At 37.0% G+C, this 26,908-nt stretch carries 21 protein-coding genes; 4 read left to right on the forward strand and 17 right to left on the reverse strand.

Annotated elements, in window-relative coordinates:
• Window positions 1-38: 38 nt before the first annotated feature.
• From mgtE to IGK82_RS10335, 4 genes are read right to left on the reverse strand one after another with little or no spacing between them, the layout of a single operon-like run.
• Window positions 39-1,400, reverse strand: coding sequence for a magnesium transporter (mgtE, locus tag IGK82_RS10320; protein WP_002362548.1), 1,362 nt, complete (start codon window positions 1,398-1,400; stop codon window positions 39-41).
• Window positions 1,401-1,430: 30 nt separating this feature from the next.
• Entirely contained in the window at window positions 1,431-2,324 is an 894-nt protein-coding gene (locus IGK82_RS10325) for an RluA family pseudouridine synthase (protein ID WP_002356487.1), read from the reverse strand.
• A gap of 7 nt (window positions 2,325-2,331) precedes the next feature.
• A complete protein-coding gene (locus tag IGK82_RS10330) occupies window positions 2,332-3,129 on the reverse strand; it encodes an NAD kinase (RefSeq protein ID WP_002356486.1) in 798 nt (265 codons plus the stop codon).
• A 12-nt stretch (window positions 3,130-3,141) separates the two neighbouring features.
• Window positions 3,142-3,816 carry a GTP pyrophosphokinase gene (locus IGK82_RS10335; protein WP_002356484.1) on the reverse strand — a complete coding sequence of 225 codons (675 nt, stop codon included), beginning with the start codon at window positions 3,814-3,816 and terminating at the stop codon, window positions 3,142-3,144.
• Between the two features lie 196 nt (window positions 3,817-4,012).
• Between IGK82_RS10335 and IGK82_RS10340 the strand changes: the two genes are divergently transcribed.
• The gene (locus IGK82_RS10340; RefSeq protein ID WP_002356483.1) at window positions 4,013-4,591 is read left to right on the forward strand and encodes a CYTH domain-containing protein; all 579 of its coding nucleotides are present in this window, start codon (window positions 4,013-4,015) and stop codon (window positions 4,589-4,591) included.
• A 63-nt stretch (window positions 4,592-4,654) separates the two neighbouring features.
• Window positions 4,655-5,314, forward strand: coding sequence for a ClpXP adapter SpxH family protein (locus IGK82_RS10345; protein ID WP_002368840.1), 660 nt, complete (start codon window positions 4,655-4,657; stop codon window positions 5,312-5,314).
• A gap of 91 nt (window positions 5,315-5,405) precedes the next feature.
• Here IGK82_RS10345 and pepF read toward each other — a convergent pair whose 3' ends face one another.
• The 4 genes from pepF to spxA form a co-directional block, all read right to left on the reverse strand.
• Window positions 5,406-7,217: an oligoendopeptidase F gene (gene pepF / locus IGK82_RS10350; protein WP_016622211.1), complete on the reverse strand. Its 1,812-nt coding sequence runs from the start codon at window positions 7,215-7,217 to the stop codon at window positions 5,406-5,408.
• A gap of 47 nt (window positions 7,218-7,264) precedes the next feature.
• Complete coding sequence (locus IGK82_RS10355) at window positions 7,265-8,443, reverse strand: competence protein CoiA (RefSeq protein WP_002387170.1); 1,179 nt, start codon at window positions 8,441-8,443, stop codon at window positions 7,265-7,267.
• An 89-nt stretch (window positions 8,444-8,532) separates the two neighbouring features.
• A complete protein-coding gene (locus IGK82_RS10360; protein ID WP_002356478.1) occupies window positions 8,533-9,195 on the reverse strand; it encodes an adaptor protein MecA in 663 nt (220 codons plus the stop codon).
• A gap of 342 nt (window positions 9,196-9,537) precedes the next feature.
• The gene (gene spxA / locus IGK82_RS10365; RefSeq protein ID WP_002356477.1) at window positions 9,538-9,936 is read right to left on the reverse strand and encodes a transcriptional regulator SpxA; all 399 of its coding nucleotides are present in this window, start codon (window positions 9,934-9,936) and stop codon (window positions 9,538-9,540) included.
• A gap of 360 nt (window positions 9,937-10,296) precedes the next feature.
• Here spxA and trpS point away from each other — a divergent pair, with 360 nt between their 5' ends.
• The gene (trpS, locus tag IGK82_RS10370) at window positions 10,297-11,307 is read left to right on the forward strand and encodes a tryptophan--tRNA ligase (protein ID WP_002378619.1); all 1,011 of its coding nucleotides are present in this window, start codon (window positions 10,297-10,299) and stop codon (window positions 11,305-11,307) included.
• 42 nt (window positions 11,308-11,349) lie between these two features.
• On the opposite strand, the gene IGK82_RS10375 is transcribed toward trpS, so the two are convergent.
• On the reverse strand, window positions 11,350-13,065 hold the full coding sequence (locus IGK82_RS10375; RefSeq protein ID WP_002387172.1) for an ABC transporter ATP-binding protein: 1,716 nt from the start codon (window positions 13,063-13,065) through the stop codon (window positions 11,350-11,352).
• 327 nt (window positions 13,066-13,392) lie between these two features.
• On the opposite strand from IGK82_RS10375, the gene IGK82_RS10380 reads away from it, so the two are divergent.
• Complete coding sequence (locus IGK82_RS10380) at window positions 13,393-14,106, forward strand: HAD family hydrolase (RefSeq protein WP_002387173.1); 714 nt, start codon at window positions 13,393-13,395, stop codon at window positions 14,104-14,106.
• Between the two features lie 37 nt (window positions 14,107-14,143).
• Here IGK82_RS10380 and elrE read toward each other — a convergent pair whose 3' ends face one another.
• The 8 genes from elrE to IGK82_RS10420 all read right to left on the reverse strand — a co-directional run bounded on the left by elrE (window position 14,144) and on the right by IGK82_RS10420 (window position 26,904).
• A complete protein-coding gene (elrE, locus tag IGK82_RS10385) occupies window positions 14,144-15,169 on the reverse strand; it encodes a transmembrane protein ElrE (RefSeq protein WP_002387174.1) in 1,026 nt (341 codons plus the stop codon).
• 74 nt (window positions 15,170-15,243) lie between these two features.
• Window positions 15,244-16,020 (reverse strand): WxL domain-containing protein ElrD, encoded by a 777-nt coding sequence (gene elrD / locus IGK82_RS10390; RefSeq protein WP_002362542.1) that lies wholly within the window; start codon window positions 16,018-16,020, stop codon window positions 15,244-15,246.
• A gap of 39 nt (window positions 16,021-16,059) precedes the next feature.
• Complete coding sequence (gene elrC, locus IGK82_RS10395) at window positions 16,060-16,842, reverse strand: WxL domain-containing protein ElrC (RefSeq protein WP_002384097.1); 783 nt, start codon at window positions 16,840-16,842, stop codon at window positions 16,060-16,062.
• Between the two features lies 1 nt (window position 16,843).
• A complete protein-coding gene (gene elrB / locus IGK82_RS10400; RefSeq protein ID WP_002356469.1) occupies window positions 16,844-17,212 on the reverse strand; it encodes an LPXTG anchor domain-containing protein ElrB in 369 nt (122 codons plus the stop codon).
• A 3-nt stretch (window positions 17,213-17,215) separates the two neighbouring features.
• Entirely contained in the window at window positions 17,216-19,387 is a 2,172-nt protein-coding gene (gene elrA / locus IGK82_RS10405) for an enterococcal leucine-rich protein ElrA (protein ID WP_002387175.1), read from the reverse strand.
• 189 nt (window positions 19,388-19,576) lie between these two features.
• Window positions 19,577-20,482 carry an Rgg family transcriptional regulator ElrR gene (elrR, locus tag IGK82_RS10410; RefSeq protein WP_002385708.1) on the reverse strand — a complete coding sequence of 302 codons (906 nt, stop codon included), beginning with the start codon at window positions 20,480-20,482 and terminating at the stop codon, window positions 19,577-19,579.
• 67 nt (window positions 20,483-20,549) lie between these two features.
• On the reverse strand, window positions 20,550-23,747 hold the full coding sequence (locus tag IGK82_RS10415; protein ID WP_430605090.1) for an SNF2 helicase associated domain-containing protein: 3,198 nt from the start codon (window positions 23,745-23,747) through the stop codon (window positions 20,550-20,552).
• A 19-nt stretch (window positions 23,748-23,766) separates the two neighbouring features.
• Window positions 23,767-26,904: an SbcC/MukB-like Walker B domain-containing protein gene (locus tag IGK82_RS10420; RefSeq protein ID WP_016622213.1), complete on the reverse strand. Its 3,138-nt coding sequence runs from the start codon at window positions 26,902-26,904 to the stop codon at window positions 23,767-23,769.
• Window positions 26,905-26,908 lie beyond the last annotated feature (4 nt).

Consider the following 26,908-nt stretch of genomic DNA (forward strand, 5'->3'; position numbering starts at 1 on the left):
CCTTTTACCTCAGTCTCATGATAAATAAGTGCAATTTTTTAAACAAAATAACGCATAAACATGCTGGCAATATTGAAATAAATTAATACACTGGTTAAATCACTTAAGGTAGTAATAAACGGGCCACTGGCAACTGCGGGATCAAACCCTAATTTATCCATTAACATTGGGATTAAACTCCCTGCTAAATTCGCCACAGTAATTGCACAGAGCATTGCCATCCCAATCACAAATCCAAGCGGAAGATTATGTTGCCACACGCCAACCACAATCATAATGGTTAAACCTGTCACAGCCCCCGTCACTAGTCCCGTGAGCACTTCACTTAAGATTAAGCGACCAAAATTACTATCCTTTTCATCTTTCATAGCCAAACGGCGTACCGCGACCGCCAATGATTGTGTCCCGGCATTGCCGGCTGTTCCGGTAATTAAAGAAATAAAAACGGCTAAAATACTCGCTTCGCTAACTAACGACTCATAATTACTGATTAACGAGGCCGTAGACATCCCTAAAAACAGCAGCGTAATTAACCAAGGTAATCGTTTAGAAGCGGCTTTTAAAGGGTTCTCACTAACTTCTTCAACGTCGACCCCGGCTAAACCAGAGTAGTCGCTAGCGGCTTCATCATCGATAACATCAATAATATCATCAACTGTTACAATCCCCAACAAATGATCATCATAATCTGTAACTGGCACAGCTAAGAAGTCATAGTCACGAATTGTTTGCGCGACATCTTCTTGGTCATCGCCAACATGAACTGAAATAACCCGTTCATTCAAAATATCAGCAATCAAGGTATCATCATCATTAACAATTAAATCCCGCAACGAAATAACGCCGACTAAATGATTTTCTTGGTCGACTACGTAAACGTAATAGATTGTTTCCGCCATGTCCGCTTGATTCTTTAAGACGTACATCGCAGAACGCACTGTTTGATTCGCCACAATCGAAACAAATTCGGTGGTCATAATCGCCCCAGCAGTTTCATCTTCGTAATGAAGTAACTCTTTAATTTCGCCTGCTTCTTCACTACTTAACAAACTAAGATATTTCGCCTTTTGACTCTTATCTAACATATTTAGTAAATCCACCGCATTATCGGTATACATCTCAGCTAACATATCGGCTGCATAACTTGGGCGCATTTCAGCTAAATAATCTTTCATATTCTCATTATCTTCTTCGATAACATCAAACATATCCGCTAGTTCTTTCGGAGATAGGTAATTGTATAAATGTTGTCGGTCTTTTTCATCTAACGATTGGTAAAATTGTCCTTGTTCATAAATGTGTAACGCTAAAAATAGCTCACGAAATTCGTTCATTTGTTGATTTTTTAGCGTTTCTAAAAGAAGGGCAAATTGCTCTTCCATTTCTTGGCCTTCATTCATCTTACACTTTCCCCTCCTGCCTCTTTATTATTATAACGTATCATCTACACTTTTCATATCCTCCGCTAGTGGGGAAATCAGATGAACCGTTTCTTTGGTAAAAGGATGAGTAAAAATTAGTTCCATGCAATGCAACGCTTGCCGCTCAATTCCTTGATCCATCTTTCCATGATACATCTCATCCCCTAACAATGAACAGCCAATTGCTTCAAAATGTACCCGAATTTGATGTGTTCGTCCTGTATGGAGCTGAATGCGCACAGCTGCTGCTTGGGCTCCTCTTTTTGCGAGCCAATATTCTGTACTAGCAAATTGACCTGTTTCGATAACTTGGCGTTTTAATAAAGAGGACAAGTCGCGCCCAATTGGCTTTTCAATCAATTGATGCTCGCTTAACTGCTCAATCGCTCCACCAACAAGGGCATAATAAATTTTTGTCACCTTTTTTTCTCGTAATTCTTGGTCAATTAAAGCATGAGCAAAGCCGTGTTTCGCAAATAACATCAGCCCAGAAGTATCTCGATCTAAACGAGTCACGACATGAATAACTTGATTCACGTAATTTTGACGCTTGTAATAGCCCTTAACACGATTCGCCATCGTTCCTGAAGGATGATACTGAGCAGGTATCGAGGCAATGCCAGCAGGCTTATTAACTACTAAAAAATGATCATCTTCAAACACAATTTCAATCGGTTCATCATCTGTTAATAATGTCTCATGTTCCGCTTCATCTGGAATCGTCATTTTAACGACATCGCCAGTTTGTAAAGGATAGATGGCATTTTGAACGGTCCCATTCACTTGAATTTTACCACCCTGAAATTTCACCTTTGCTAATAACCCTTTTGAAACACCTTGTTCCTTTAAAAAATATTTCACTTGTTGTGTTGTTTCTTTGTCATATGTCCATTGAAATTCCATCGTTTAATTAATCCTCACCAATAAAGGCATCTTTCACTCGATGCCAAAAATGCATGTGCCGATAAGAGGCAAAATGAATCCGTTCGTCTGCAATTCGATAGCAGACAGAAGCGATATTTTCTTGATAAATATCTAATTGGTCCACCGTGACAAAATAATCATCACTTTCCTGTAATTTAATCTCCAGCCACTCCGTATGTGCGATTACAATCGGTGACCCCAATGTTCGAAAGACACGATTGTTTAAGGAGGCGATTTCGGTTAACTGAAACGCATTAATGCTAGGATGCAAAACAGCCCCACCAATACTTTTATTATACGCAGTAGAGCCGGTTGGGGTCGAAATCGACAACCCATCACCACGAAATCGTTCAAACAGTTCGTCTTTAATAAACACATCGCCCACCATCGTCCGGTTTCCTCGTTTAATTGTTGATTCATTTAATGCTAAAAAATGTTTATCTGGTTTCCCATCTCTAAACCGAATCCGCACATCTAATAATGGATAACTCGTACTTTTTTCACGATGAATACACAAACTCTCAACTAGTTCTTTTAATTCATAATCACGCCAATCTGTATAGAAACCCAAGTGTCCGGTATGTACACCTAAGAAACTTACTTCGTTTAACAGATGATTAAATCGATGAAAAGCGGAAAGAAGCGTACCATCTCCGCCGACTGAAATCACAAGTTCAGGTTGACGATTGTCTATTTGAATTTGGTTTTGCTCTAATAGTGTTGTCAGTTGTTTTGTGACTTGTTTCGATTTTTCTTCCGAGTTATGAACAATCGCCACTTTCATAAGCAGACTCCTTTACTGATTTTCTGGTGTTTCGTTTTTAATTTGCTTATAGTATTCGTTTTCTAGCAATCCACGGCCATGAGAGAAGTAATGTTGTGCTTCTTGAATTTCTTCACGAATAGATGACATTTCTTCATCTAATAAATAGGCTGCCTCTGCCGCTCGCTGAAGGCGTTCTTTCATTTCTTCAGGAAAGACACCTTGATATTTATAATTCAAAGAATGTTCAATCGTTGCCCAAAAATTCATGGAGAGTGTCCGAATTTGGATTTCGGCCAAAATAATCTTTTCCCCGGTGACTAATTGCACAGGATATTCCACTACCACATGGTACGAACGATAGCCACTTTCTTTTTTATTTTCAATGTAGTCCCGTTCTTCCACAATTTTTAAGTCTTTACGATTTCTTAAAAGTGCGACTACCTGGTAAATGTCTTCCACAAATTGGCACATAATCCGCAAACCAGCAATGTCTTGCATTTCTTCTTCAATCCGATTTAAAGGAATATGCCGAATAGCCGTCTTTGTCAAAATACTATCTACTGGTTTCACACGTCCTGTAACGAATTCAATTGGTATGTGTTTATCTTGCTCCCGAAATTGTTTACGAATACCTCGTAGTTTTACTTTTAATTCGCTGACCGCCTGTTCATATGGCGCTAAAAACAGCTCCCACTCTCGTTCCATGGTAGATCCCTCAATTTCCTTGAATTTCATTCACTGATTATTTTACCACAGTCCTCCCTAAAATAGGGTGTTATTCGCTATTTGATTTCCAAACGCCTTTCATTAGAAAAATTTTTCACAGAGAAGACCACTTTTCTTGACGGAAACCTATATAATATGTGAAAATTGGAGTGATTTAAGAAAGAGAGAGAACCCCATGAGTGAGCACTTAGAAATTGAATTTAAAACATTAGTTAGTCCGCAAGATTTCAAACGATTAATCGACCATTTTGCTATTCAAAAAACGGACTTTTTTACGCAAACAAATCATTATTTTGATACGGACGATTTTCAATTAAAAGCACAACGAATGGGCTTAAGAATTCGCGTATTAGCAGATCGTGGTGAGTTAACCTTAAAAGTTCCTGCGCCAGAAGGATTATTAGAAATCAATGACCCTTTATCGCTTGAGACGGCGAACCACTTTATCAAGAGGAATCACCTCCCTACTGAGGGGGCTGTGGCGAAGAAATTACAAGAATTAGGTATTGAAATCGCCTCGATCCATTTAATTGGTTCATTAAAAACAGCACGTGCAGAAAAACAAATTCCTCAAGGACTACTTGCGTTAGACGAAAGTTGGTATAACCAACAGCACGATTTTGAATTAGAGTTAGAAGTTACTGAAGCTGAAAGCGGCAAGCAAGCGTTTCAAACATTAATGGCTGATTTGAACATTCCCATTACGCTTGCACCTAACAAGATTCAACGCATGATGCGGACCACTGCCCCTTAGTATTCGAAGCACTGACGTTCTGGCACCTGTATTTGAAAAAGCATGGCATTGGAGGAAGTATGAATGGTTGAAATTTATTTGTTCGTCAATCCTTTAGGCGGCGTCTGTTTAGAAATTGAAAAAGAAATTATACAATTGTCTGTTAACGACAAGAAGAAAATACAATTGCGCTTTATTCCTTTATTAAATATGAAAACGATCAATGAATTTTTGAGTCGTCAACATATTCCGATTAATGACATTAAACGACGGAATCGAATTTTTGAAGATTTATACTCAGCCGCTCTTGACTATAAAGCAGCACAGTTACAAGGCCGAAAAAAAGGCCGACAATTGTTGATTGGCTTACAAAAAGCAGTAGCTGAAGACGGTCTAGCTTACTCTCCTGAGTTATCAGAAGAACTACTTCTAGCGGCTGGCGGGGATATTGATATGTATCGTAAAGACCGACAATCCGATTTTGTCAAAGAATCTTTCCAAACCGACCAAAAAGTTGCTCGAGAAATGGGGATTAAACAACACCCTACCGCAGTCGTTTACAACTATACTTGCGAGAACGATTTCGGCATTTTAGTCGAAAATTTTGAAAACATGGATGAAATTAAACAACTTTGTCGTGTTCATCCACATAACGAACCGTTGCTGAACCAAGGTGACGCAACCTTTGAATTTAAACGTCGCTCCAATTATCATTTTCCAAATGGACATTTACATTTATTATAAAAAAGATGCTGCGACGAAAGCTGTTAACCAATTATCTTAAGAGTTAAAAAGTGGGATATAAGTCATCTGGACTTATATCCCACTTTTTTGTCTATAATTTTTCAACCAAAGCTTCTAATTCCGTTAAACGTTCTTCAAAAACTTTCATTGCATCTTCGATATACGCGGCTTGTGTCATATCCACGCCCGCTTTTTTCATCACTTCAATTGGGAAGTCACTACTTCCTGCTTTCAAGTAGTTAAGATAATTCTCTAAAGCTCCCTCTTCTCCAGCTAAAATATGTTTAGACAATGCCGAAGCGGCTGAGAAGCCAGTTGCATATTGATAAACATAGTAATTGTAATAAAAATGTGGAATTCTCGCCCATTCGTAACTGATTTCTTCGTCTCTAACTACTTCTGGTCCATAATATTTAGCATTGAGCTCGCCATAATACTCACTCAAATATTCACTTGTTAATGGCGTGCCTTTAGCATCTTCCGTGTGAATAAAATGTTCAAATTCCGCAAATTGCGTTTGACGGAAAATGGTTCCCTTAAAGCCGTCTAAATAGTGATTTAAGACATACGCACGTACTTTAGGATCTGTTTCTGTTTGTAATAAATATTCTGTTAAAATATTTTCATTTGTGGTTGAAGCAATCTCAGCTAAGAAAATTGAATAGTCGCCATAAACATACGGCTGATTATTTCTTGTATAGTAACTATGAACACTATGGCCCATCTCATGGACTAATGTAAATAGTTGATCCAAACTATCATGCCAATTCATTAAAATGTATGGGGCTGTATCATAAGCTCCTGAAGAATATGCGCCGCTTCGTTTTCCTTGATTTTCAATCACATCAATCCAGCGACTTGAAAAAGCTTCTTTAACAATAGATAAATAGTCTTCACCTAGTGGTTTTAAAGCCTCAATTGCTTTTTCTTTTGCTTCTTCATAGCTGTAACGAATTGGTGCTTCACCTAGCAAAGGCGCATACAAGTCGTACATGTGTAATTCTTCTACGTTTAATAATTTTTTTCTTAATTTTACATAACGATGTAGCAAAGGTAAATGTTTATTTACTACAGCTACTAATGTTTCGTGAACACTTTCAGGGATATGATTACTTGCTAAAGAGGCTGCTCGAGCAGAATCATAATTTCTAATTTTTGCTTTATAATTATGTGTTTTAACATGTGCACCTAAAGTTGAGGCTAATGTATTTCTAAATTGTTTGTATACTTTGTACAAACCTTTAAATGCTGCTTCACGAACAGATGGATCGACACTTTCCATTAACTGACCATAAACGCCATGAGAAAGTTGAATCGTTTCGCCTTCAGCATTTTGCACAGTTGGAAATTCTAAGTCTGCATTATTTAAAATTGAAAATGTATTACTTGAGGCACCAAAAATTTCACTAGCCCCCGCCAGTAAAGCTTCTTGTTCCATCGATAAAACATGGGGACGTTCATCTAAAATATTTTGAATATAGTGACGATAAACAGCTAATTTCGGCTGCTCTTCAAAATATCCCCAGATTTGTTCATCACTTAATGTTAAAACCTCTGGGTCAAACCAAGAAACAGCTTCACTAACTTGTGCATATAAAGAACTAGCTCTGGCATATAAAGCTTGGTAAGCTGTATTTGTAGTGTCTTGATCATTTTTTAAATGAGAATAGACATATAATGTTTCCACTTTTCGATAGACATCTAAAACGTATTCTAACGCAGCTAGAAAAGCTTCTGCACCATTCCCTAAGGTACCTTTAAATGATTCTGCTTGATTTAGCTCTTCTATCAACTGATTATACGCAACATCAAAAGCAGCATCATCTTTAAAAATTTTGGTTAAATCCCAAGTCAATGGAGTTGGAACTTCATCACGTGTTGGTAATTGTTTAATTTCGCTCATAGTTTACTCTCCTTTAAGAAACGTTTTACTCATTATACTATCATAATTTAACACGTGTGACTAAAAAAATGTTGTTTTTTCACTTTTTTTAGCCAATGAATGAGCTTTTCAGGATCTTCTCTTAGGAAAATACTAGTTATTAGGTACTTATTGTTTACTTTAATTAACACATAACATTCTTGTAACCATCTCAATAAGTTATTTCCCACAATTTTAAAAAGCTTTTTTAAGCCAATATTCGGCAGTGGCTGCCAAACAAAGTTCCCTTCTTCCAAAAAAATAGCTTCCAAGATACGCCATAGTTCCTGTTTGGTCACTAAACGCTCTTCTTCGGTTTTTAGTGCTTCCCAAACAAGCATTTTTAAATGAATATCTTCTTCAGAAGAAGGTATTAGCTTCAATCCAGGATAGTAAAACCAAGGAGGTAACTGGAGAAGGTGACAACCTTTCGTGTATAAAAAGCTTTGTGTTCTAAGCAACTGAGCATTTCTGTAACCAAGTTGTTGCGTCAATTTTTGATAATAATCATGCATCAATTGGCCAGTGTGCCGTCTATCTGGCAGTAAATTTAAATTAGCGGTCGGTAGTCGGAAGATTTCTAGTAATTGTTTTTCGTAAAAATCCCATGATTGTTTTCTTCTATAAAATTGTTGACATTGACTCTCTTCAATATGACAAAGTAATTCTATTCGTTCTTGCTTCTTATTGGCCGACCATAAATAAAATCCCAAGGACTCCGAAAAGTAAAGAAATTGTTTCGTTAATTGCGTGAGCTTGTCTTTAGGCACTAATCGTTCACCTAAAATCCAAACAACTTGATAGCCATGAGTTTGATAAGTCTCCGTCCGTTCTACCAAACGTTTAATTGGCAATGGACTACATTGAATTTCAATGGCTATCTTCCCAATGAGTAAATCTGGGCGTTGCTTCAAGGTGGGTAAGTATGCCTCAACTTGGAAGGACAGCTTTTCGCGTAAACACTTTTCCGCAAAAAGCTGCTTCAAGCGGAGGTGTTCTTCTGTTTCAGCTTCTGCTTCGTACCAACAACTATTCTTTTTACGATGAGCAAAATGGGGTATTTTAATGGGGCCTGCCTTCAAAATGACCGATTGATGACACATTGGACACACAAAAGCTTGTTCGCTTCGTATCTGTGTTAATTCATCAATCGAGCAATCGATTAAAGAAAATAATTCTTGGTTGTCTGCCGTTAAAGCTGTTAACATGATTTTCACCTCTCATAAATAAACTACGCAAAGTTTCTTAATTTTCATCCAAAAAAAAAGCAAAAACTCGAAAGTTTTTGCTTTTTTGCTTAATCATTAAAGTAATAACGTGTTAATTCCAATGCACTGCGTTCCATAATACAAGTGCCATATTCGACTAAAGTATCCTGAGTGACAGTTGTTTTATGAGCAAATTCTAAAATCTGTGCAATTTCATTGTCAACATTTGTTTTTTCTAATTCATCGGTTAAGAACAAAACTTGTAAGTAATAACGATCGTTGTACGTGTATAAGTTAGTCAAAACAGATTGCATGAAGACTTCTTTGGATAATTGGATCATCGCTTCAAAATTATCTAATTCAAAGATTACATTTCTGTTTGTTTCATCTGTGGCTTCCATCTCGTCAAGTTCATCGGCGGCTGCTTTGTCTGCTTCAATTTGTTTGCGAATCAATTCGCTAACATCTGCATTGACTTCGCTCAGACCTTCTAAGGAAGACAAGTCGTCCATAGCGACATTTTTACTAATAAACAGTTCTAAACCATCGTTTTTAGGCAAGACTTGGAAAGTGACTGCTTCACTGCCTTGGAACTCATCTTCGACATCAACTTCTTCTAAAATACTATAAAAGAAATTTTCAACATCTTTGTGGTTTCCTAGTAAGTCAAGAAAAGTAATCCCTCTATCCGCCAGGTCTTCGTTGCCAATTAACACACGAATCGTATTTTCATTAATATGTTCCATTTCCATAGCGCTACACCTCTCTTTGCTTCAATCAGGAAACTTCTTACGTTCATTGTAGCGAAAACTACACAAAAGTAAAGTGGAAAGTCTGTAAATCCTCGAAAACTAGCGAACGTTTTATAAACTTTGAATTTTTTTAACGATTGGTTTTTCGCTCCTTCTACCTCTTCATCTTAACGCAGTCTCTCCAAAAAAGATACTATTTTTCCTTGACCACGTTCTGCCAAATCAAATGAATACAAGTTCTAAATATGTATTAAAAAGCCAGAGATAAAAATCCCTGGCCCTAAATTCATATGAATCGTTCTTTATTACAATTAACAAATAAAGAACAAAATTTTATATTTTTTATAAACCTGCCATTAATTGTGCTTGGCGCAATTCCAGTTGTCGAACATCTCTTGGTAAGAATCGGCGAATTTCATCTTCGTTAAAACCGACTTGTAATCTTTTCTCATCAATCATAATTGGCCGACGCAACAATCCAGGGTTTTCTTGAACCAACTCTAATAAATCTTGAAGTGGAAGCTCGTCCAAATCCATATTTAATTTTTGGAAAACTTTAGAGCGAGTAGAGATAATCTCTTCTGTTCCATCTTCTGTCATGATTAAAATTGCTTTTAATTCCTCAATATTTAAAGGTTCAGAAAAAATATTTCTTTCTTTAAAAGGAATTTCGTGCTCTTGCAACCAGGCTCTAGCCTTACGACATGACGTGCAACTTGGGGAAGTATAAAGTGTCAACATTGTGCATCACTCCTTTTCGCGAATCATCGCGTTTCTGAAACAGGGAACTTTACTGTTCCTCTATTTAAAACCAGTATACCTAATTTCTAATAAAAATACTAGGGGTTTTTAAACATTTTTTATTAACTTTGTTTATTTTTCCTTCATTACATCCGTGTAAAATTAGGGTTAATTTTTATGAAATTTTATGGATATTCGTTATGATTCTGTAAAAAAGTAATACAGTTTTCTATTTTTATGGTTGCTGTTATAATTTACTTCTCTTGGTGATTTTTTCAAGAAGTTCCCATGTATTTTTTTCTAATAAAATGTATAATAGAACTATTCACTATCTTAAGTCTAAAGTCAGGTGGTTATTTAATGAAAACAATTTTTTCTGGTATTCAGCCCAGTGGTACTCCGACAATCGGAAATTACATTGGTGCAATGAAACAATTTATCGAATTACAAAATGAATACAATTGTTATTTTTGTATTGTGGATGAACATGCCATTACCGTTCCCCAAGAACCGCAAAAGCTACGCCAGCAAATTCGTAGTTTAGCAGCTCTTTACCTAGCGGTTGGTTTAGACCCACAAAAAGCAACAATTTTCATACAGTCTGAAGTTAGTGCCCATGCAGAAGCTGGTTGGATCATTCAGTGCAATACTTCTATTGGTGAGTTAGAGCGAATGACACAATTTAAAGATAAATCGCAAAAAAATGGTCGTGCTGGCGTAAGCGCTGGTCTTTTAACATACCCTCCATTAATGGTTGGTGATATCGTGTTGTACAACGCTGACTTAGTGCCAGTCGGAGATGATCAAAAACAACACTTAGAATTAACACGTGATTTTGTGGAACGCTTCAACAAACGTTACGCCCAAAAAAATCAAGAAATTTTAACGATTCCTGAAGTAAAAATCGCTGAGCAAGGTAGTCGAATTATGAGCTTACAAGAACCAACGAAAAAGATGAGTAAGTCCGATACAAATGTGAAGGGCTTTATTTCAATGCTTGATGAGCCAGCAGTGATTCGCAAAAAAATCCGCTCTGCTGTAACTGATTCAACTGGTGTAATTGAATATAATAAAGAAGAAAAGCCTGGTATTACTAACTTACTAAATATTTATTCTGCTGCGACAGGTCAAACTGTTGAGGAACTTGTTCAAGCATACGAAGGCAAAGGCTATGGAGACTTCAAAGCAGATTTAGCAGAAGCAGTAGTTGCCTTATTAGAACCTATTCAAGTGCGCTACCAAGAGCTTCTAGCTTCAGAAGAATTAGATATGATTTTAGATGAGGGCGCAGAAAACGCTCGCCTGGTAGCCAACAAAACACTTCAACGAATGAAAAATGCTGTTGGTTTGGGAAGAAAAGTTCGGCGCTAACTAAACATAATAAAAACCCGCGAAGTTTTATTCGCGGGTTTTTTATGTTCTAAATTGAGCATCGTACAAGCGACGATAGTGGCCTCTTTGCGCGTACAAAGTTTCATGTGTTCCATCTTCTAAAATTCCTTGGTCACTCACTACGATTATTCGATCAGCATGTTTAATCGTTGCCAGTCTGTGGGCAATAATTAATGTTGTTCGCCCGTCAGCTAACGAGTTTAATGACTCTTGAATCACTTGCTCTGTTTCTGTATCTAATGCAGAAGTCGCTTCATCTAGAATTAAAATCGGCGGGTTCTTCAAGAACATTCGCGCAATTGCCACTCGCTGCTTTTGACCGCCCGATAATTTCACGCCACGTTCGCCAATAATTGTGTCCAAGCCATCTGGCATTAGCTGAATTACATGTTCTAAATGTGCTAATTTCACCGCTTGTTGAATGTCTATTTCTGTAGCATTTAAATTCCCATAAGCAATATTTTCTCGTAATGTTCCAGGGAATAAAAACACATCTTGTTGAACAATTCCAATCTGCTTACGTAATGAAGCCAAGGTCATTTTCTGGATATTTCTACCGTCAATCGTAATTTCACCACTACTGACTTCATAAAAACGAGGCAACAGATTGCACAAGGTCGTTTTTCCTGAACCACTTTGTCCAACGAAAGCAACGGTTTCACCAGGTTGAATTTTTAAATTGATATGGTCTAAAACTTTTGTGCCATCTTCATAAGCAAATGAAACATCCTTATAGGCAATCGTTCCTTCTAAATGTGAAACAGCAACAGCTCCTGGCAAATCTTTGATGGACGGTTGTTTGTCCATTTCTTCCGTAAAACGTTTAAAGCCAGCAAATCCTTTGGGATAGCTTTCAATCATATTGTTGACTTTTTCAATCGGCCGAATAAAAATATTGGCTAATAAAATAAATCCTACAAACTGACCTTCTGTAATTTCTCCTTTAATTGTATAATACGCACCAAAAATTAATGAAAATAAATTTATCAGACGAATTAATAAGTAATTATAGGCGGAACTGACACCCATCACCTTATAAAAATATAATTTCGATTTTCGATACATTTGATTTAAATAATTAAACTGTTTTCGTTCAAACGGTTCATTTGCAAAAGATTGCGTGACACGTATCCCACTTACTGACGCTTCAATCCCAGCATTAAATTCACCTAAATTATCGTAAATATCCGTATTCGCTTTTGTCATTTTTTTATTAAAATAGCCTAGCGCAATCGTGATAAATGGCAATAAAATAAACGTAGCGATGGCTAATTTCACGTGAATGGTTAACATTAATAAAAAAGAACCTGCTAACGTCATAATCGTAATAAAGACGTCTTCTGGACCATGATGCGCCACTTCCGAAATTTCAAAAAGATCAGTGGTCAAACGGCTCATTAATTTCCCTGTTTTTTGATTATCATAATACTCAAACGGTTGTGTTTGCAGATGTTGATATAATTCTTCACGCATATCTGTTTCAATATTCACGCCTAACATATGACCAAAATAAACCACAATAAATTGTAAAAACGTATTGATTATATAAAATGCAAATAAGCCCGCACTAGCTAATGCAATGAGGCGAAAATCTCCTTTTGGCATAATCTTATCAATTACTTGGTTGACTGCTACTGGAAAAGCCAACTCTAACAGCCCCGCAAAAACGGCACACCCAAAATCCAAAATAAATAATCGACGATACGGCCGATAATACCCAAAAAAACGCTTTAACATAACTCCCTAACTCTCCCCCTTCATTCTCATTCATTATACGGAAAAAGACTGTCTCTTGCAAAATTCTAACTTCTATCAGAACATGTGTTATTTAAGTAACTTTGACTCAAAATCATTTTCACAAACTTTTCATTATCAGAATATTTTTTCATTTATCGTTTCCATTTTTTCGGTAAAAATAACTATAATTGTCTTTTCCCGCAAGGCTTTGATTTCTGTACAAAACCTTGAAATACAGTGAAAAATACTCTATTTATTTGTGAAAATATCGGCTACAATATAACATATGAAAAGTTTTGTAAAAAAGTTAAGAGGTGCACTTGTTAAATGAGAACCATTGTTTTTGATGTTGATGACACGCTGTACGATCAGCAACAACCCTTTCGAAATGCGATGACTAAAATTTTCCCAAACGTTGCGACAGAGGATATGCATGAATTGTATCTTCGTTTTAGACACCACAGCGATGAAACGTTTCCGAAAGTTTTAGCCAATGAATGGTCCCTAGATTTCATGCGGTTTTTCCGGATGAATGAAACATTAAAGGATCTAAACTATCCAGGAATTTCACAAGAAGAAGGAAAAATTTTCCAACAAGTTTATGAAGAAGAATTGGATAATATTACGATGCATCCAGAAGTTACTAAGCTTCTTGATACTTTACAAGAGAAAGAAATTCCGATGGGGATTATTACAAATGGTCCAACAGACCATCAATTTAAAAAAGTTAAACAATTGAATATTGAAAAATGGGTTCCAAGCCAAAATATCATTATTTCTCAAAGTACGGGTTTTCAAAAACCTGAAAAGGAAATTTTTGATTTAGCCTGTAATCAATTTTGTATGGAACCTGAACATACTTTATATGTTGGTGATAGTTATGACAATGATATTGTAGGCGCACGTAATGGTGGCTGGCATTCTCTTTGGTTTAACCACCGCTCTCGTGAACTACCAAGTTGCCAACCTGCATCACACCTTGCAGAAGTCACTTGTTTCACCGAACTTTGTCCGACTGTGGAGAAATTATTTAATCTTTAAAAAAAAGCCGCTCTTCAAATTGAAGAACGGCTTTTTTTTATTTATTTTTTTGTTTTTTCAGACGTAAAATGATGAACAGGCAGATTATCAGTAAAAGGATCAATAAACCGATTAAGAGATAAATAAGTTTAGATTCCGTTTTTTTGACGGTTACATCTTTCTCATTAAATGTTTTTGCTTCCTCTTTTGAGATCGTAAATTCTTTCGTAAATTGCCATTTTTTTCCTGAGCCTTCCACAGTCATTGCCAATACATACGTCCCAGCTTCCATTTCATTTTCTTCATAAGGAATAGGGAAATTAAAAATTGAATTGGGCGCCATTTGCATATCTTCTTGTTCTTTCTCTAAAATAACGTTATTTGTTTTCTTATTTTTAACATTTGCCGTTACTTTCATTGATTGAAGATAGGCTGCTTCATGGTTTAACAGTGTTGCAGAAATAACACTGCGCGCATTTCTTTGTGTCGGTTCAACTTTCTCTAAAGACAATTCTGGTTGTACAACTGTTTCATTTTCTCGAAGTAAAACAGCTACTGTATAGGCATAGCGATTTTCAATTGCTAAGCCGTTTGTATTTTCTTTTTGCTTGTCTTTCGTTTCATCGACTTTTTCACTAAACGTGATCCCGCCCGCTAGTTGCCCTGAAAACTCTTCTTTAGGCATCTTCACTCGCAATTCAACTGCTTTTTCACTTTTAGCAGGCAATTCAACACTCTCACCGCCGTCTTTCAGTTGAATGATTTCTGATAAATCTGCTGGTGCAGATTTATCTAAAGCTGTCAACGACTCACCATATTCAATCACTCCGTTGCTGTTTGTTGTGGCCGACTTCACACTAACATCAATCACTAAATTTTCATCTGTACTATTGGCCGCTCGAACTTTCAAAATTTGTTCTTGGTCTGGTTTCATCATTAAATCAAAATATGTTTTTGTTTTATCTATTTGGTTTTCTGGAATTTCTGTTTCAACACTAAATCGTAATTCTGCTGCTGAGGTTTCAATCCCAAAAGCAAAGAAATAAAAACTTAGGATCATCAGAATAAAATATCTATTTTTCATTTCGCTCTACACTCCATTTCTATGTAAAGGAGAAAGGCTGAGTTCCCCTCTTCCTTTCTCAAAAAAGGTTCTTTTTATACTGGCGTATTAGCTAATGTCCAAGTAATTGTTGTTTTGTAGGCATCGTTTAATTTAACTGATTTACCTGGCACTTTTAATTGAACATCTTTCATTACTTGACGGCCGTCAACTTCAGCAATTGAACTAGCATTGCCGTATAAGTATGACCATTTCCCAGCACCTTGATCTGTTGCGGCTACCATCACGTTATGACTTTCACCAACTGTACCAAAAGTTACGCTCGCTAAACTTGTTGGTGCAGCGCTTTGTCCTGCTGTCACAGCTGAAGCGTTTTGAAAGACAATTTCAGTTCCTTCAAGTGTCTGACCTTTTGTAGCAGAAGTAAATGCAGAATTTTGTTTTGCAGATAAAGTCCAGCCTTCTAAAGTTCCACGATTATCTGTAATTTGAGCAAATAATGGACCCGTTTTTTCAACATTATTTTTATCTTTTAAAACTTGTGCTGATGCAAAATAGATTTCATCTTTTGTGCTGATGATATTTTCACCAAAGTTTAAACTTGAAGCATAGTCCAAGGTTAAGGGGCCTGTAGAACCTTCATCAACTGGTTTGTCAGGATTTACTGGGTCGATAGGTGTCACAGGATCTTTGCCGTCTTTGTCTTCTGGATCCACTACAGGATTTTTGCTGTTAGGATCTTTTTCATCTGGTGCTTTAAATTTTACAATAGCATCTGTGTCGCGATTAGCCACTTCCTCTGCTTGAACTGGTAGTGTGCCTACCGCGATGGTTGCTAAAATTAAGCTGCTTGCGATGGTCATTTTTTTCATGTTAGTGCTCCTTCTCTTCTATTGTTATAGTTTCAATAATTATACGCTTGGTAAATCAGCGATTGTCCATGTTAAAACAGTTTTGTATTGAACAGCATCTTTTGGTGTTGCTCCTGGTACAGTTAATGTGATCGCTGTATTTTTATCTACGCTTTCACCGTCAACTTCCACTTTTTCAATCCCACCGAACGCACTAAGCCAAGTTCCAGAACCTTGACCTTCAGCGGCAGACATCACATTTGATGAATCGCCAGCTACTAAAGTTACTTCATGCGCAGTTGGTGTGACTGCTTTGGAATTAGACACTGCTTTGTTTTGACTTAATTTAATTTCTGAACCGTCTAAAACTTTATTTAATGTTTCTTTTGTCGCTGTTAATTGTGTTTCTTGTTTAACTGTTAAGGCCCAACCGGCATTCGTTCCGCGTTTGTCGGAAATTTGTACATAATTTGGTTTAGGATTAGTCAAATCAGGACCAGAACCGTCTGCCAAGAAAAAGTATTGTGGATTTGCATAATATTTTTCATCTTTATTTGAAATTTTATTTTTGCCAAAGTCTAAACTAGAAGCATAATCGATACTTAGTGGACCAGTTGTTCCTTCATTTGGCTTATTGCCTGTGTCTGGTGTCGTTGGGTCAAAGGGTTCAACAGGTTTTTCGGTATCTGGATTCACTGGATCGACTGGTTTGTTGATAGAGGCATCCGGTGTAAATTCAACGATAGCATTTGATTCATAGTTTTTTTCTTCTGCATTCACTTCTGGTGCAATAGCTACGCCTAAAGTGATAGCTGGGATTGTTGATAAGATAATTTTTTTCATTTTATTGTTCCTTCTTTCTTTTTTTTAAAATAAAACTAGCCATAAAGATGACTATTATTCCGAGATAATTAAACATTTGTTGCTGTTTAGTACCAGTTCGAGGTAAGAAGCCTGAGCCTTTTTGATCAACCGTTTTACTTGTTGAATGCTTCAATGATTCTCCACTCACTGCTGGTATTGCTTCCGACTGCTTGGGGAAACGCTGTGGTATCTTACCATCTGGTTTTTCTTTGTTGGCTGGTGGTTCATACTCGCCATAAAAAGAAACTTCTGCATTTGTCGGATAGGCATTTGTTTCAGCAAATACATCAACTGATGAAATCAATCCTAATAGCAATACACCGCTAACTATTTTTTTGATAAGACTCACCCCCTATTTTGCACTGCCATCAGGTACGTCCATCAAGTGCCAAGTTAGTTTTGCTTCGTATTCTTCTGCTTTGGCCGTCCCTCCAGGAACAGATAATAACAACTCTTGGTCATTTTCTTTCCATTGATCAGAAATATTTGTTTCTTGATGTCCATTGGCTTGGTTGTGAACAAGAATCGATTGGCCTTCTGGAATGTCCTGTAAGCGATGGTTGGTTCTAAATTTTAAAATATTCGGCAACGTAGCACCTGATTCAGATTTGAAATCTGAAGTAACGGTTAGTGCAAGCGACCAATTATTCCCCGTTTGACGAGTATCCCGTATCACTAATGGTTGATCCATGGAAACAATTGGATATTGGGTCGTGCTACTAGCGATTTGCAGCTCATTCCCAAAGGAAATCGCTGTGGGTACCGTTTTGAACCTGACAGAGCCAACCACAGTGACTGTTAGCGCTAATTCGTCAATCTTGTAGCCTTTATCATAGACTTCCACGACCAACTGCTGTTTTCCATAAGTTAGTTCTGGTAATAACAAGGCTTTTTCCTTAAATGTTTTAGAATTAGTGGTTGTTTCATCTGCTAATTTCTGGATTTCTTGACCCTCTTTTTTGACAATAAATTGTAATCTATTCCCAGCATCGACATCTTGCCAATAAAAAGGCAGGGCTGTTTTTTGAAAGTCATCAATATCGATTGTTTTTTCCATCGACTTTTCTATACGCTCTTTTGACCAAGATAGTTTCGTTTCACTTAAGAAAACTTCTTTGACAGGTTGGACGACTGTTCCAGAAAAGTTCCCTAAGTATGCTTTATCTGTTGATTCCCAGATATAAGAAACGCCTTCATGAGCTTTGGGTAAATTCCATTCAAACAGTCCTTTTGTAGCATCGTAACTTCCATAAGGGCTAATCGTCAGCGGTGGAAATAGTTGACCATCACGAGATACCACCTTATTTTTTAATTGCAGTGGTTTCCCAGCAATATAATCGACAGAAGATAAGATAATCATTTGATTAGATACATCTAGCCCTGTAATGGCCGTTAAGCCTTTTAACGGACTGATATCTGAAATTTGATTTTCTCCCACATCTAAAACTGTTAGATTGAGTGTTTTCTCTAACGGTGACAAGGAAGAAATTTGATTGTTTCTTGCATACAGTACACGCAGATTAGGAACAGTGCTTAAAGCTTCCAGACTAGCAATCGTTTGATTCATAATACTCAACTCTTCTAGACGTGGCTTATTCGCCAAGGGCGCAATTGTTTTTAATTGATTATTTTCCACATAAAGACGGAGTAGGTTATTTGCTTCCGTAAGCCCATCTAAAGTAGCAATCTGATTATTGGCAGCCCAAATGGTTTCTAAATTACGAAGAGAACGAAGCGGGTCGAAGGAAGTTACTCGATTATTCGGCGTGATTTTTGACGGATGATCTGTCGTATTTTGGATACTTAAATTTTTTAAAGCAGCCATTCCTTCAAGTCCATTTAATGTCGTTAATTGATTGTTCTCAACATACAAGCCTTCTAAATTAATTAATCCTGCTTGACCTAACGGACTAAGATCAGCTATTTTATTGTTTCTCATATATAAAAAACGTAATAGCTTAAATTCACCTTTAGCAAAAGGACTCAAATCTGTTACATTGAGTGAATCTTGAAAAGATAATTCTTCTAAGTTTCTTAGGTATTGAACTCCTTCCACATTAGAAACAACGACATTTTCTAAAATAACTTTATTCAGTTTATCCAATTCTGCTTGGGTGACAGTATTAGAGATCCGAGATTTGCTTAACTGTTTTCTGATATTTTCCGCAAAGGCTGGATCAGGAAATAGTGTACTGATAGGCGTCGCTTTATCTAAGACAGCACCTGCGTATAATTGGGGCATCATCAGTTGTGCTTCCGTTATCGCTAGTGCTTCATTTGGCGGCTCTTCACTTGTTTCAACAGTCGTTAACTCTTCTGATTGGGGAATCTCCGAACTACTGGTTGCTGAATTTTGCTCTTCTGCCGATGAAGTTTCTGGAATCTTTTCTTCTGAAACAGATGAAACATTTTCTTCACTGGAGGATGCGATTGTTTCGGTCGTTTCGGCGAAAGTTGTTACAGGAAGTAATAAACTATTAGCCAAAAGTAAGGCACTAACTGCGGAGATGCACATTTTTTTCATAAACTTCACCTCCTGATATTTTCTTAATTATAGTGAATATCAACTGAAAATGGGTTCAATTACGACAAACTGTCCAAATTAATTTGTATAGACAAGACAAAGAGCGCCAAATAGGGTTTTCTACCCCTATTTGGCGCTCTTTGTCGCTAAACACAACCAGAATGTATTATGACAAATTCTCAATTATGCCTAGTTTTCTTTTATTTCTTTTAAACTATCCTCTATTTTTTCCAATTGCCCAGCAAAAAATTCTTGTTTGGCTTTTGGTAAAAACAATGTGATAGATAAGAGGATTTGTTCTTTAAAGATTGACCAATCTGCGAATATTTCTTCATTGGTTAAAATCATTTCTATTTTTTCTGCTATTTTTTTCCAGAGGATCATTCGCCAGTTATTTTCACCCACTTCATATTCTTTAAACATGCTTAATACATGAAGAATATGGGGAACATTTTGGCTGACAATCGCCGCAAATAAAAAATCAATAATTACTTGCTCGATAATTTCTAGCGAGCGAATATCAATAATTTCCCGCTCATTGACAGATTGTAGTACACGAAAAAGTAACGAAGTTGGAAACGGCTGCAAGCCAACGTTTTTTTGTAATGCTAAAAATTTCAAATTAAAAATAGTATACACATCGGCATTAATTAATCGTTCCAGAATCTGATTTTCTAATGCAATAATCTCTTCTTTTGTCACAACTGTTTGAGGGTTAAAAAGATATTCCAACGCCAACATCGAATACATTACTTCTTGCTTTCCTAAAGCAAAAGACGATTTCTCATAATACGCCCGATAATCTGCAACGATTCGACTACTTTCTTGAAAATTTTTACTAAAGATTGCTTGATTAAACTGCTCCTTAGCTAAAACTGTTTTGGACATTGGCGTTAATTTTTCTGTCATTTCCATCGGCGAAATAGACAAGATTTCGACAATAATGGCTAAATCCGAAATACGCAATTCACTATTTCCTTGGACAAAGCGTTGATAACTTCGACTAGAAACACCATTTTCATCAAAGACACGCAGAGGAATATTTTTTCCTTTACGAATCCGTTCAATTTCTTCACCTAGCGGCCGATATTCCATATATTCTTTTTGTTTCAAACGAATTACTCCATTTCTCTTTAAATAAGATAGCAACTAAGTTGAACGGCTATTCTCCAATGCTTAAAATTGTGCGAATATCTTCTTCCGTCATTTTCGCTAATTGCTCTTCATTTCCTTGAATCACTTTTTGGAACAGCTCGCGTTTTTCTTGCTGTAAGGAATTCATTTTTTCTTCAACCGTTCCTTCTGCAATCATCCGCCACACTTCAACAACCTTTTTTTGTCCCATGCGGTGTGCCCGACCAGCCGCTTGTTCTTCGACTGCGGGATTCCACCATAAATCGTATAAAATAACTGTATCTGCACCAGTTAAATTTAGTCCAGTTCCCCCTGCTTTCAATGAAATTAAGAAGACATCTTTTTCTCCTTCATTGAAGGCATTCGCCATCGTTAACCGATCTTGAGGCTTCGTACTTCCTCGTAAATAGAACGTCTCTAAACCTAATTCATTCAATTCTTTTTCTAAGATAGAAAGCATACTTGTGAACTGAGAAAATAATAGGACACGACGATTGTTTTCTTTGGCAGCCACTAAAAAGTCTTTGACTTGTTCCACTTTGCCAGAACCTCCCGTGTAATCCTCAATAAACAAACGTGGATCGCAACAGATTTGTCGTAAACGGGTCAAGCCTGCTAAAATACTCATGCGATTTTTCTTGAAGGTCGCCTGATCCATTTGACTGACATCTGCTTGCATTTGTTTTAGATAGGCCAAATAAACCGTTTTTTGTTCTTCTGTTAAGACACTGTACATATTATTTTCAATTTTTTCTGGTAAGTCTGCGAGCACCGTTTTCTTGTCTCGTCGTAAAATGAATGGTTGAATCATTTTGGCAATTTCTTCCGGCTTAATTTCTCGAAAGGCTTTTTTGCCTGGGAACAATCCCGGTAAGATCATTTGAAAAATTGACCACAGTTCATCTAAATTATTTTCAATTGGTGTGCCACTTAATGCAAAACGTTGCGGTACTTTTAAACTTTTTAAGGCTTGCGCCGTTTTAGTTCCACTATTTTTAACCATTTGGGCCTCATCTAAAATCAAATAGCCGACACGCATTTCCTGATAAAGCTGAACATCTTGTCGCATACTTGCATAAGAAGTAATCAGAATATCTTCGGTGCTATTTTGTAAAAGCGCTGCTCGTTCTTGGCGGTTGCCAGAAACCACTTGAACATTTAAGGTTGGCGCAAAACGTTTGACTTCGGCTAACCAGTTATAGGTTAAACTTGCAGGTGCGACAATCAAAGCTGTCCCTTTCAAGCGCTCTTCTTCTTTTTCCGAAAGTAAATAGGTAATGGTTTGCAGTGTCTTCCCTAAACCCATTTCATCAGCTAAAATACCGCCAAATTGATAATGGCTAAGCATTTTCAGCCATTTATAACCTGTTTCTTGGTAATGGCGTAACGTTGCTTGTAAGGTTTTGGGGACTTGCGCTTCAAAGTTTTCTGGATGCGTTAAATCCGTGACCATTTTTTTAAAGGAATCTGAAAAATGTGCCCGCTCGTTGTCTTCTAATAAACTTTCGATCATGAGGCCTTGGTTTTTGGGCACATGAATAACATTGTCTTCTTGATGCATATTTTTTCGCAGCTTCGTTAAAATTGCACTTGTATGGAAAAATTCCTCTGAATCAAAAGCAAGAATTTCACCACTTTTTAACGTATAAAAAGCATCATTACGTAGCAGACTAGTCAATACTGCATCGATTTCGGTCTCATCAATGCCAGTGACATCAAACCGAATATCTAACCAAGAATCCCCTTCCGCAACTTCAATCGTTGGTTGATGATGCTGGGCATCTAAATACAATTCCCGTAATTTCCGTCCCATCCGAACTTCTCCTAATTGACGGAAAGCTGGAACTTCGGCTTTAAAGAAATAATACAAGGACTCTCCAGCAGGTAAGACTTTTTCAAAGCCTGTGGTTGTTTGCTGATAGGCAAACTGTTGAAATTGTTGCTTAATTGCTGTTTCTTTTGCTTTATCTCGAACGATTTCTTGATTGACTTCAGGTAATTGAGCATATTTCGGGTTTGTCGAGAAAATGACTTCTCCATAGTGATAGTCAATTCGAGCATTAATCCGACCTTTAATTTTCTTAAAAATAAAGACTGCTTTTAAAGGATGATGGACGACTAATTCTTCAACTGATTCTTCAACAGACACTCGACCAATTTTTTCCAATAATGGTAACACTTCACTAAATAAATCAGAAACTGTTTCTTTTTCATAAATAATTGACGGCTCTTCCAAGCGTTTCATTAATTGAAGTAACGTGGTGTAGATGGCTTCCTGCTCTTCTGTTAGTAAATAAACCGTTTGATCCGCAATCGCCCAGTGATAGTGGGCTAGAAACGTTGTAATAGGATTTTGAATAGTTAATTTGAAGCTTTGTTCCTCGGTTTTTTGCACTGTAAACGTAAGTGGCAAACTGGTTTCTTTGAACGTTAGATAGCGATACTTATGAGTTTGATTGGTCAATATAAACTGACCCGTTCGATTCATTTTTTCAACTAACGATTGACTGCGATCAATTGGTAATAATAGATAACGTTTGTCGATTTTCCCTTTAACTTGAATACCGTTTGCACCTAATAATTGGCTGGTATGATAAATTGCCGCAAGTTCTGTTAAAATTTCTTGAATCTCCATTGAAAAAGAATCATGTAGCAAGGTAAATTGGTGTTGTTTATTCACCATAAAGGTCATTTCTTTTTCATATGCTTGTAAAAAATCACCAATATTTTTCACAATATATGTTTTAGGTTTGGTGCCTTCCAAACCAATTTTTAAAGAAAGACCAATCGTTGATAATTCTGGATAGTAATTATTCGTTTCAATCACATCTAAATGAAATTCTAAACGTAAAGGCTGCAAGGGAACTTCGGCAGAAGCTTTGCTTAATTTGGCAAAGCCTTTGGTAAACATTTCAGCTGTTGATCGATTTGTTTTCTCAAAACTGACTGTTTGATTCGTTTGAATAATTCTTGACACGCCTCGTTGTTTCAGTGCCAGTTCAACTGCCACTGTATGCTTGCAATAGCCATGTTCCATCCAATATTGACATTCACAAACATCTTGTTCTTTGGCGGTACCATCCAATTCAACAAGATAAAGTTCTTCCCCTAAAACCTCAGACAACCAGATCCTTTTTTCTGGATTTTGAACGATAGATAAGACCCGGCCTTCTTGCATATATTCGCGCCCTTGTTCAACGATTCGCTCTGGAATACTCCATTTCATCGACTCACCTCCTCTTCTACTAAGCTAGCTGATAGTGAACGGTACTTTGACCATTCCCATTGCTTTTTATTTGTAATTGTTGTGGAATTCGTGCTTTTAATTCGCCAATATGACTAATAATCCCAATCATGCGGCCTTCATTTTCAATCGTTTCTAACGCCTCCATTGCCATTTCCAATGCTTCTTCATCTAAGGAACCAAAGCCTTCATCAATAAACAACGCATCAATTAAGACTCCGCCTGCTTGTTCTTGAATCACTTCTGCTAAAGAAAGTGCCAAAGCTAACGCTGCTATAAAACTTTCCCCGCCTGATAACGTGTGAGCGCTGCGCACCGTCCCTGAATTGTCATCATAAATATTGATTTCTAGCCCCGTTTGATTCCGATAACTACCTGCTTCGTGATTCAATTCAAATTGATAACGACTATTGGTCAGGCGGTCTAAACGCTGATTAGCGACTGTCAGCACTCTTTCTAAATACGTTTGTAACATATACCGTTCAAAACTAATTTTTTTAGGATTATTGCCATTCACCGTATCTGCCAACTGTTGTAGTGCAGCAACTTCCTCAAACTTGTCTTCAATTGTTGTTCTTTGCACATTAATTTCTTGAACCAACTGTTGGTTGTTCAGCATTTTTTCATGCAGTTGATAGTATTTTTTTTCTTGTTCTTCAATTTGTTGTGTTATTTGTTCAATTTCTGTGGTGATTAAAGATAATTCTGGGAACGTATCACTAGATAATTTTTTCTCAATTTCAGCGAGTTGGATAGTCAGTTGGGTTTGCTCTTGTTCAAATAAAGAAATTTGTTCTTGCTGACTTTCTAGTGTCGGTACCTCTTTCAGCCACTCCGTCAATTGGTCCTCTGTCACGCCTTGTTCCGTTAAAACTGCCTTTAACTGACTCTCAAGTTGTGCGACTGTTTGTTGAAGTGTTTGTTGTTCTTTCTCCAAATGCGTCAACGTACTTTCAAGGATCATTTCTTCTTTCTTCAAGGTTTCTCCTTGTGTCGTCACGTTTTCTTTTTGACGTTCAAATGCAGAGAGTTCTTCTTGAAGCAAAGCTTGTCGTTTAGTCATTTCTTCGTATGTGACGGTTGCATCCAATAATTGGCTAGCAATCATTTGCTGCTGGATAGTGATTCTTTCCAGACTTTGTTGCATTGTTTCTACTTGTTGTCGGAGCACTTCAAAGCGTTGAGAATTTTCAGCTACTTGTTCTTCTAGTTCCGCCAGACGGTCCTTTTCGACTGAAATTTCCGTTAGTTTTTGTGCTATTTGTTGTTTTTCTTTAGCTAATTGCGACTCAACTTCCGCAATTTCTGCAGGTGTTACTTGTGAAAAAGTTAGTCCTGTTAACGGCAACTGCAAGTCAGCAAACTGCGCTGCTAATTGTTCTTGTTCCTCAGTATACGCAGCTTCCTGTTCTTGTAATTGGCTTTCTTTCTGTTGCTTTTCCGCCCCTAATGCAGAGAGCGTTTCAGTAAATCGTTGAACCGTTTTTTCAACTTCCGTTAATTCCCGTTCCGCTTGATCAATCTCTTCTAAGGAAACTTCTTGATGAGTTTGTTGTTTTGGATGTTCTAAAGAGCCACAAACTGGGCAAGGTTCCCCCTCTTCAAGTAACAAGCTTAATCGTTGGATTTGTAAAGAGGCCCATTGACTTTTCTTTGTCTGCAACTTCGCTTCTTCGACGCTTTTTTGTTGCTGTTCAACAGCAAACCGTTGTGTCAACTCGTGCAATTCCCCTTGGTTTTGACTAATTTTTTGCCAAGCTTTTTGATTTTTTTGCCAACGTTCTACAAAATTTTGCCAATGATCTGCTACACTAGAACATTCAAAATTTGCTTTTTCAAGTGTTCCTTCTTGTTCAATAAATTGTTTGGCTGTCGCCACTTTATCCGCTAATGTTATTTTTTCCTGTTGGCAAGATTCATACTCTTTTTGAATGGCTTGATAATTGGCTTGTTCTGCTATTTGTTGTTGGGCTAACTGTTCATATTCTTGGTATTGTGGTAATTGACGTTGAATCGTTTGAAGACGTTCTTGTTTTTCAGCAATCAATGGTTGTTGTTCTTCCAACTCACTCATGATTGCTTGCCAATCTGTCAATGCTTGTTGCGTTTCCATAAGAGCTTGTTGTTTGGACTTTGTTTCTTGCTCTTTTTGTTGTTTTTCGCTTCGTTTTTCAAAGACTTTTTCAGCTAAAGATTGCTGTTTTTGGCTCCATTTTAATTGCTGAATCTGTTCCTTTAACCGCTCAATGACGGTTTCCTGTTCAGCTTGTTTTGCTTTCTTTTCCAGTAATTCTTCTTTTTGCTGTTGCAAGTTTTGCCGTTCTTCAATGGCATAACGAACTTGCTCTTTTGCTTGTTTGGCTTGTTTTAAGGTTGCAATTTGTTCTCTTTCAACTAATAGTTGTTGCTGAGCCTCTTGTTGTTGGCTTTCTAATAATTGAAGTTTTTCAAAAAGTGTCATTGTCGGTTCAGGTTCTTCTGACCAATGCAACTGTTCTGTTTTCAGTTCAATTTTTTGCTGGGTTTCTTGAATCTCTTGATTGGCAATTTTTAAGCGTTCTTTTAAATTTTCGCTGAACAACTGATACAATTCTGTTCCGAATAAATTACGCAAAACCTTTTCTTTTTCATCACTTTTAGCAATTAAAAAAGTCCGAAACTCTCCTTGTGGTAACAATACAATTTGAGCAAATTGATTGGCATTCAAATGCAATAATTCTTGAATGAGTTCGTCCACTTCACGTCTTTTAGAATAGGCTCGTAGTTCTTTCCCTTGAGCATCTTTGACAATTAAAGAAATTTTGGCACTTTGTTTACGGACTCCTGTGCCACGTTTTTTAAAAAGTTCTTGTTCGGGAAGGCGGTTCAGTTCATAGAGAAACTCGTTATGTTTAAAAAGCAAAGTAACTTCAGTGGCTTCTGAGGGGTCAGCAAATGTGGAACGCATTTCTTTGCCTAAACGTAATTTCCCAGAACTTTCACCAAACAAAGCATAGCTCATTCCATCAAAAATCGTTGTTTTCCCAGACCCTGTTTTTCCACTAATTAGAAAAAGTGAAGAATCTTCAAACTTCGTAAAATCAATGGTTTCATTAATATACGGTCCGAAGTTTTTCAATGTTAAAGATAATGGTTTCATCCTA

It is taken from the genome of Enterococcus sp. AZ197 (assembly GCF_050556405.1).
Taxonomy (GTDB): Bacteria; Bacillota; Bacilli; order Lactobacillales; family Enterococcaceae; genus Enterococcus; species Enterococcus faecalis.

Coding starts and splice junctions, on each gene's coding strand:
- IGK82_RS10330 (WP_002356486.1), bottom strand. CDS start 3,129: ATGAAAGTGGCGATTGTTCATAACTCGGAAGAAAAATCGAAACAAGTC.
- elrR (WP_002385708.1), bottom strand. CDS start 20,482: ATGGAATATCGGCCGCTAGGTGAAGAAATTGAACGGATTCGTAAAGGA.
- trpS (WP_002378619.1), top strand. CDS start 10,297: ATGAAAACAATTTTTTCTGGTATTCAGCCCAGTGGTACTCCGACAATC.
- elrA (WP_002387175.1), bottom strand. CDS start 19,387: ATGAAAAAAATGTGCATCTCCGCAGTTAGTGCCTTACTTTTGGCTAAT.
- IGK82_RS10420 (WP_016622213.1), bottom strand. CDS start 26,904: ATGAAACCATTATCTTTAACATTGAAAAACTTCGGACCGTATATTAAT.
- IGK82_RS10345 (WP_002368840.1), top strand. CDS start 4,655: ATGGTTGAAATTTATTTGTTCGTCAATCCTTTAGGCGGCGTCTGTTTA.
- mgtE (WP_002362548.1), bottom strand. CDS start 1,400: ATGAATGAAGGCCAAGAAATGGAAGAGCAATTTGCCCTTCTTTTAGAA.
- IGK82_RS10340 (WP_002356483.1), top strand. CDS start 4,013: ATGAGTGAGCACTTAGAAATTGAATTTAAAACATTAGTTAGTCCGCAA.
- elrE (WP_002387174.1), bottom strand. CDS start 15,169: ATGAAAAATAGATATTTTATTCTGATGATCCTAAGTTTTTATTTCTTT.
- elrC (WP_002384097.1), bottom strand. CDS start 16,842: ATGAAAAAAATTATCTTATCAACAATCCCAGCTATCACTTTAGGCGTA.
- spxA (WP_002356477.1), bottom strand. CDS start 9,936: ATGTTGACACTTTATACTTCCCCAAGTTGCACGTCATGTCGTAAGGCT.
- IGK82_RS10375 (WP_002387172.1), bottom strand. CDS start 13,065: ATGTTAAAGCGTTTTTTTGGGTATTATCGGCCGTATCGTCGATTATTT.
- IGK82_RS10415 (WP_430605090.1), bottom strand. CDS start 23,747: ATGAAATGGAGTATTCCAGAGCGAATCGTTGAACAAGGGCGCGAATAT.
- IGK82_RS10335 (WP_002356484.1), bottom strand. CDS start 3,816: ATGGAACGAGAGTGGGAGCTGTTTTTAGCGCCATATGAACAGGCGGTC.
- IGK82_RS10360 (WP_002356478.1), bottom strand. CDS start 9,195: ATGGAAATGGAACATATTAATGAAAATACGATTCGTGTGTTAATTGGC.
- elrD (WP_002362542.1), bottom strand. CDS start 16,020: ATGAAAAAAATGACCATCGCAAGCAGCTTAATTTTAGCAACCATCGCG.
- pepF (WP_016622211.1), bottom strand. CDS start 7,217: ATGAGCGAAATTAAACAATTACCAACACGTGATGAAGTTCCAACTCCA.
- IGK82_RS10325 (WP_002356487.1), bottom strand. CDS start 2,324: ATGGAATTTCAATGGACATATGACAAAGAAACAACACAACAAGTGAAA.
- IGK82_RS10380 (WP_002387173.1), top strand. CDS start 13,393: ATGAGAACCATTGTTTTTGATGTTGATGACACGCTGTACGATCAGCAA.
- IGK82_RS10355 (WP_002387170.1), bottom strand. CDS start 8,443: ATGTTAACAGCTTTAACGGCAGACAACCAAGAATTATTTTCTTTAATC.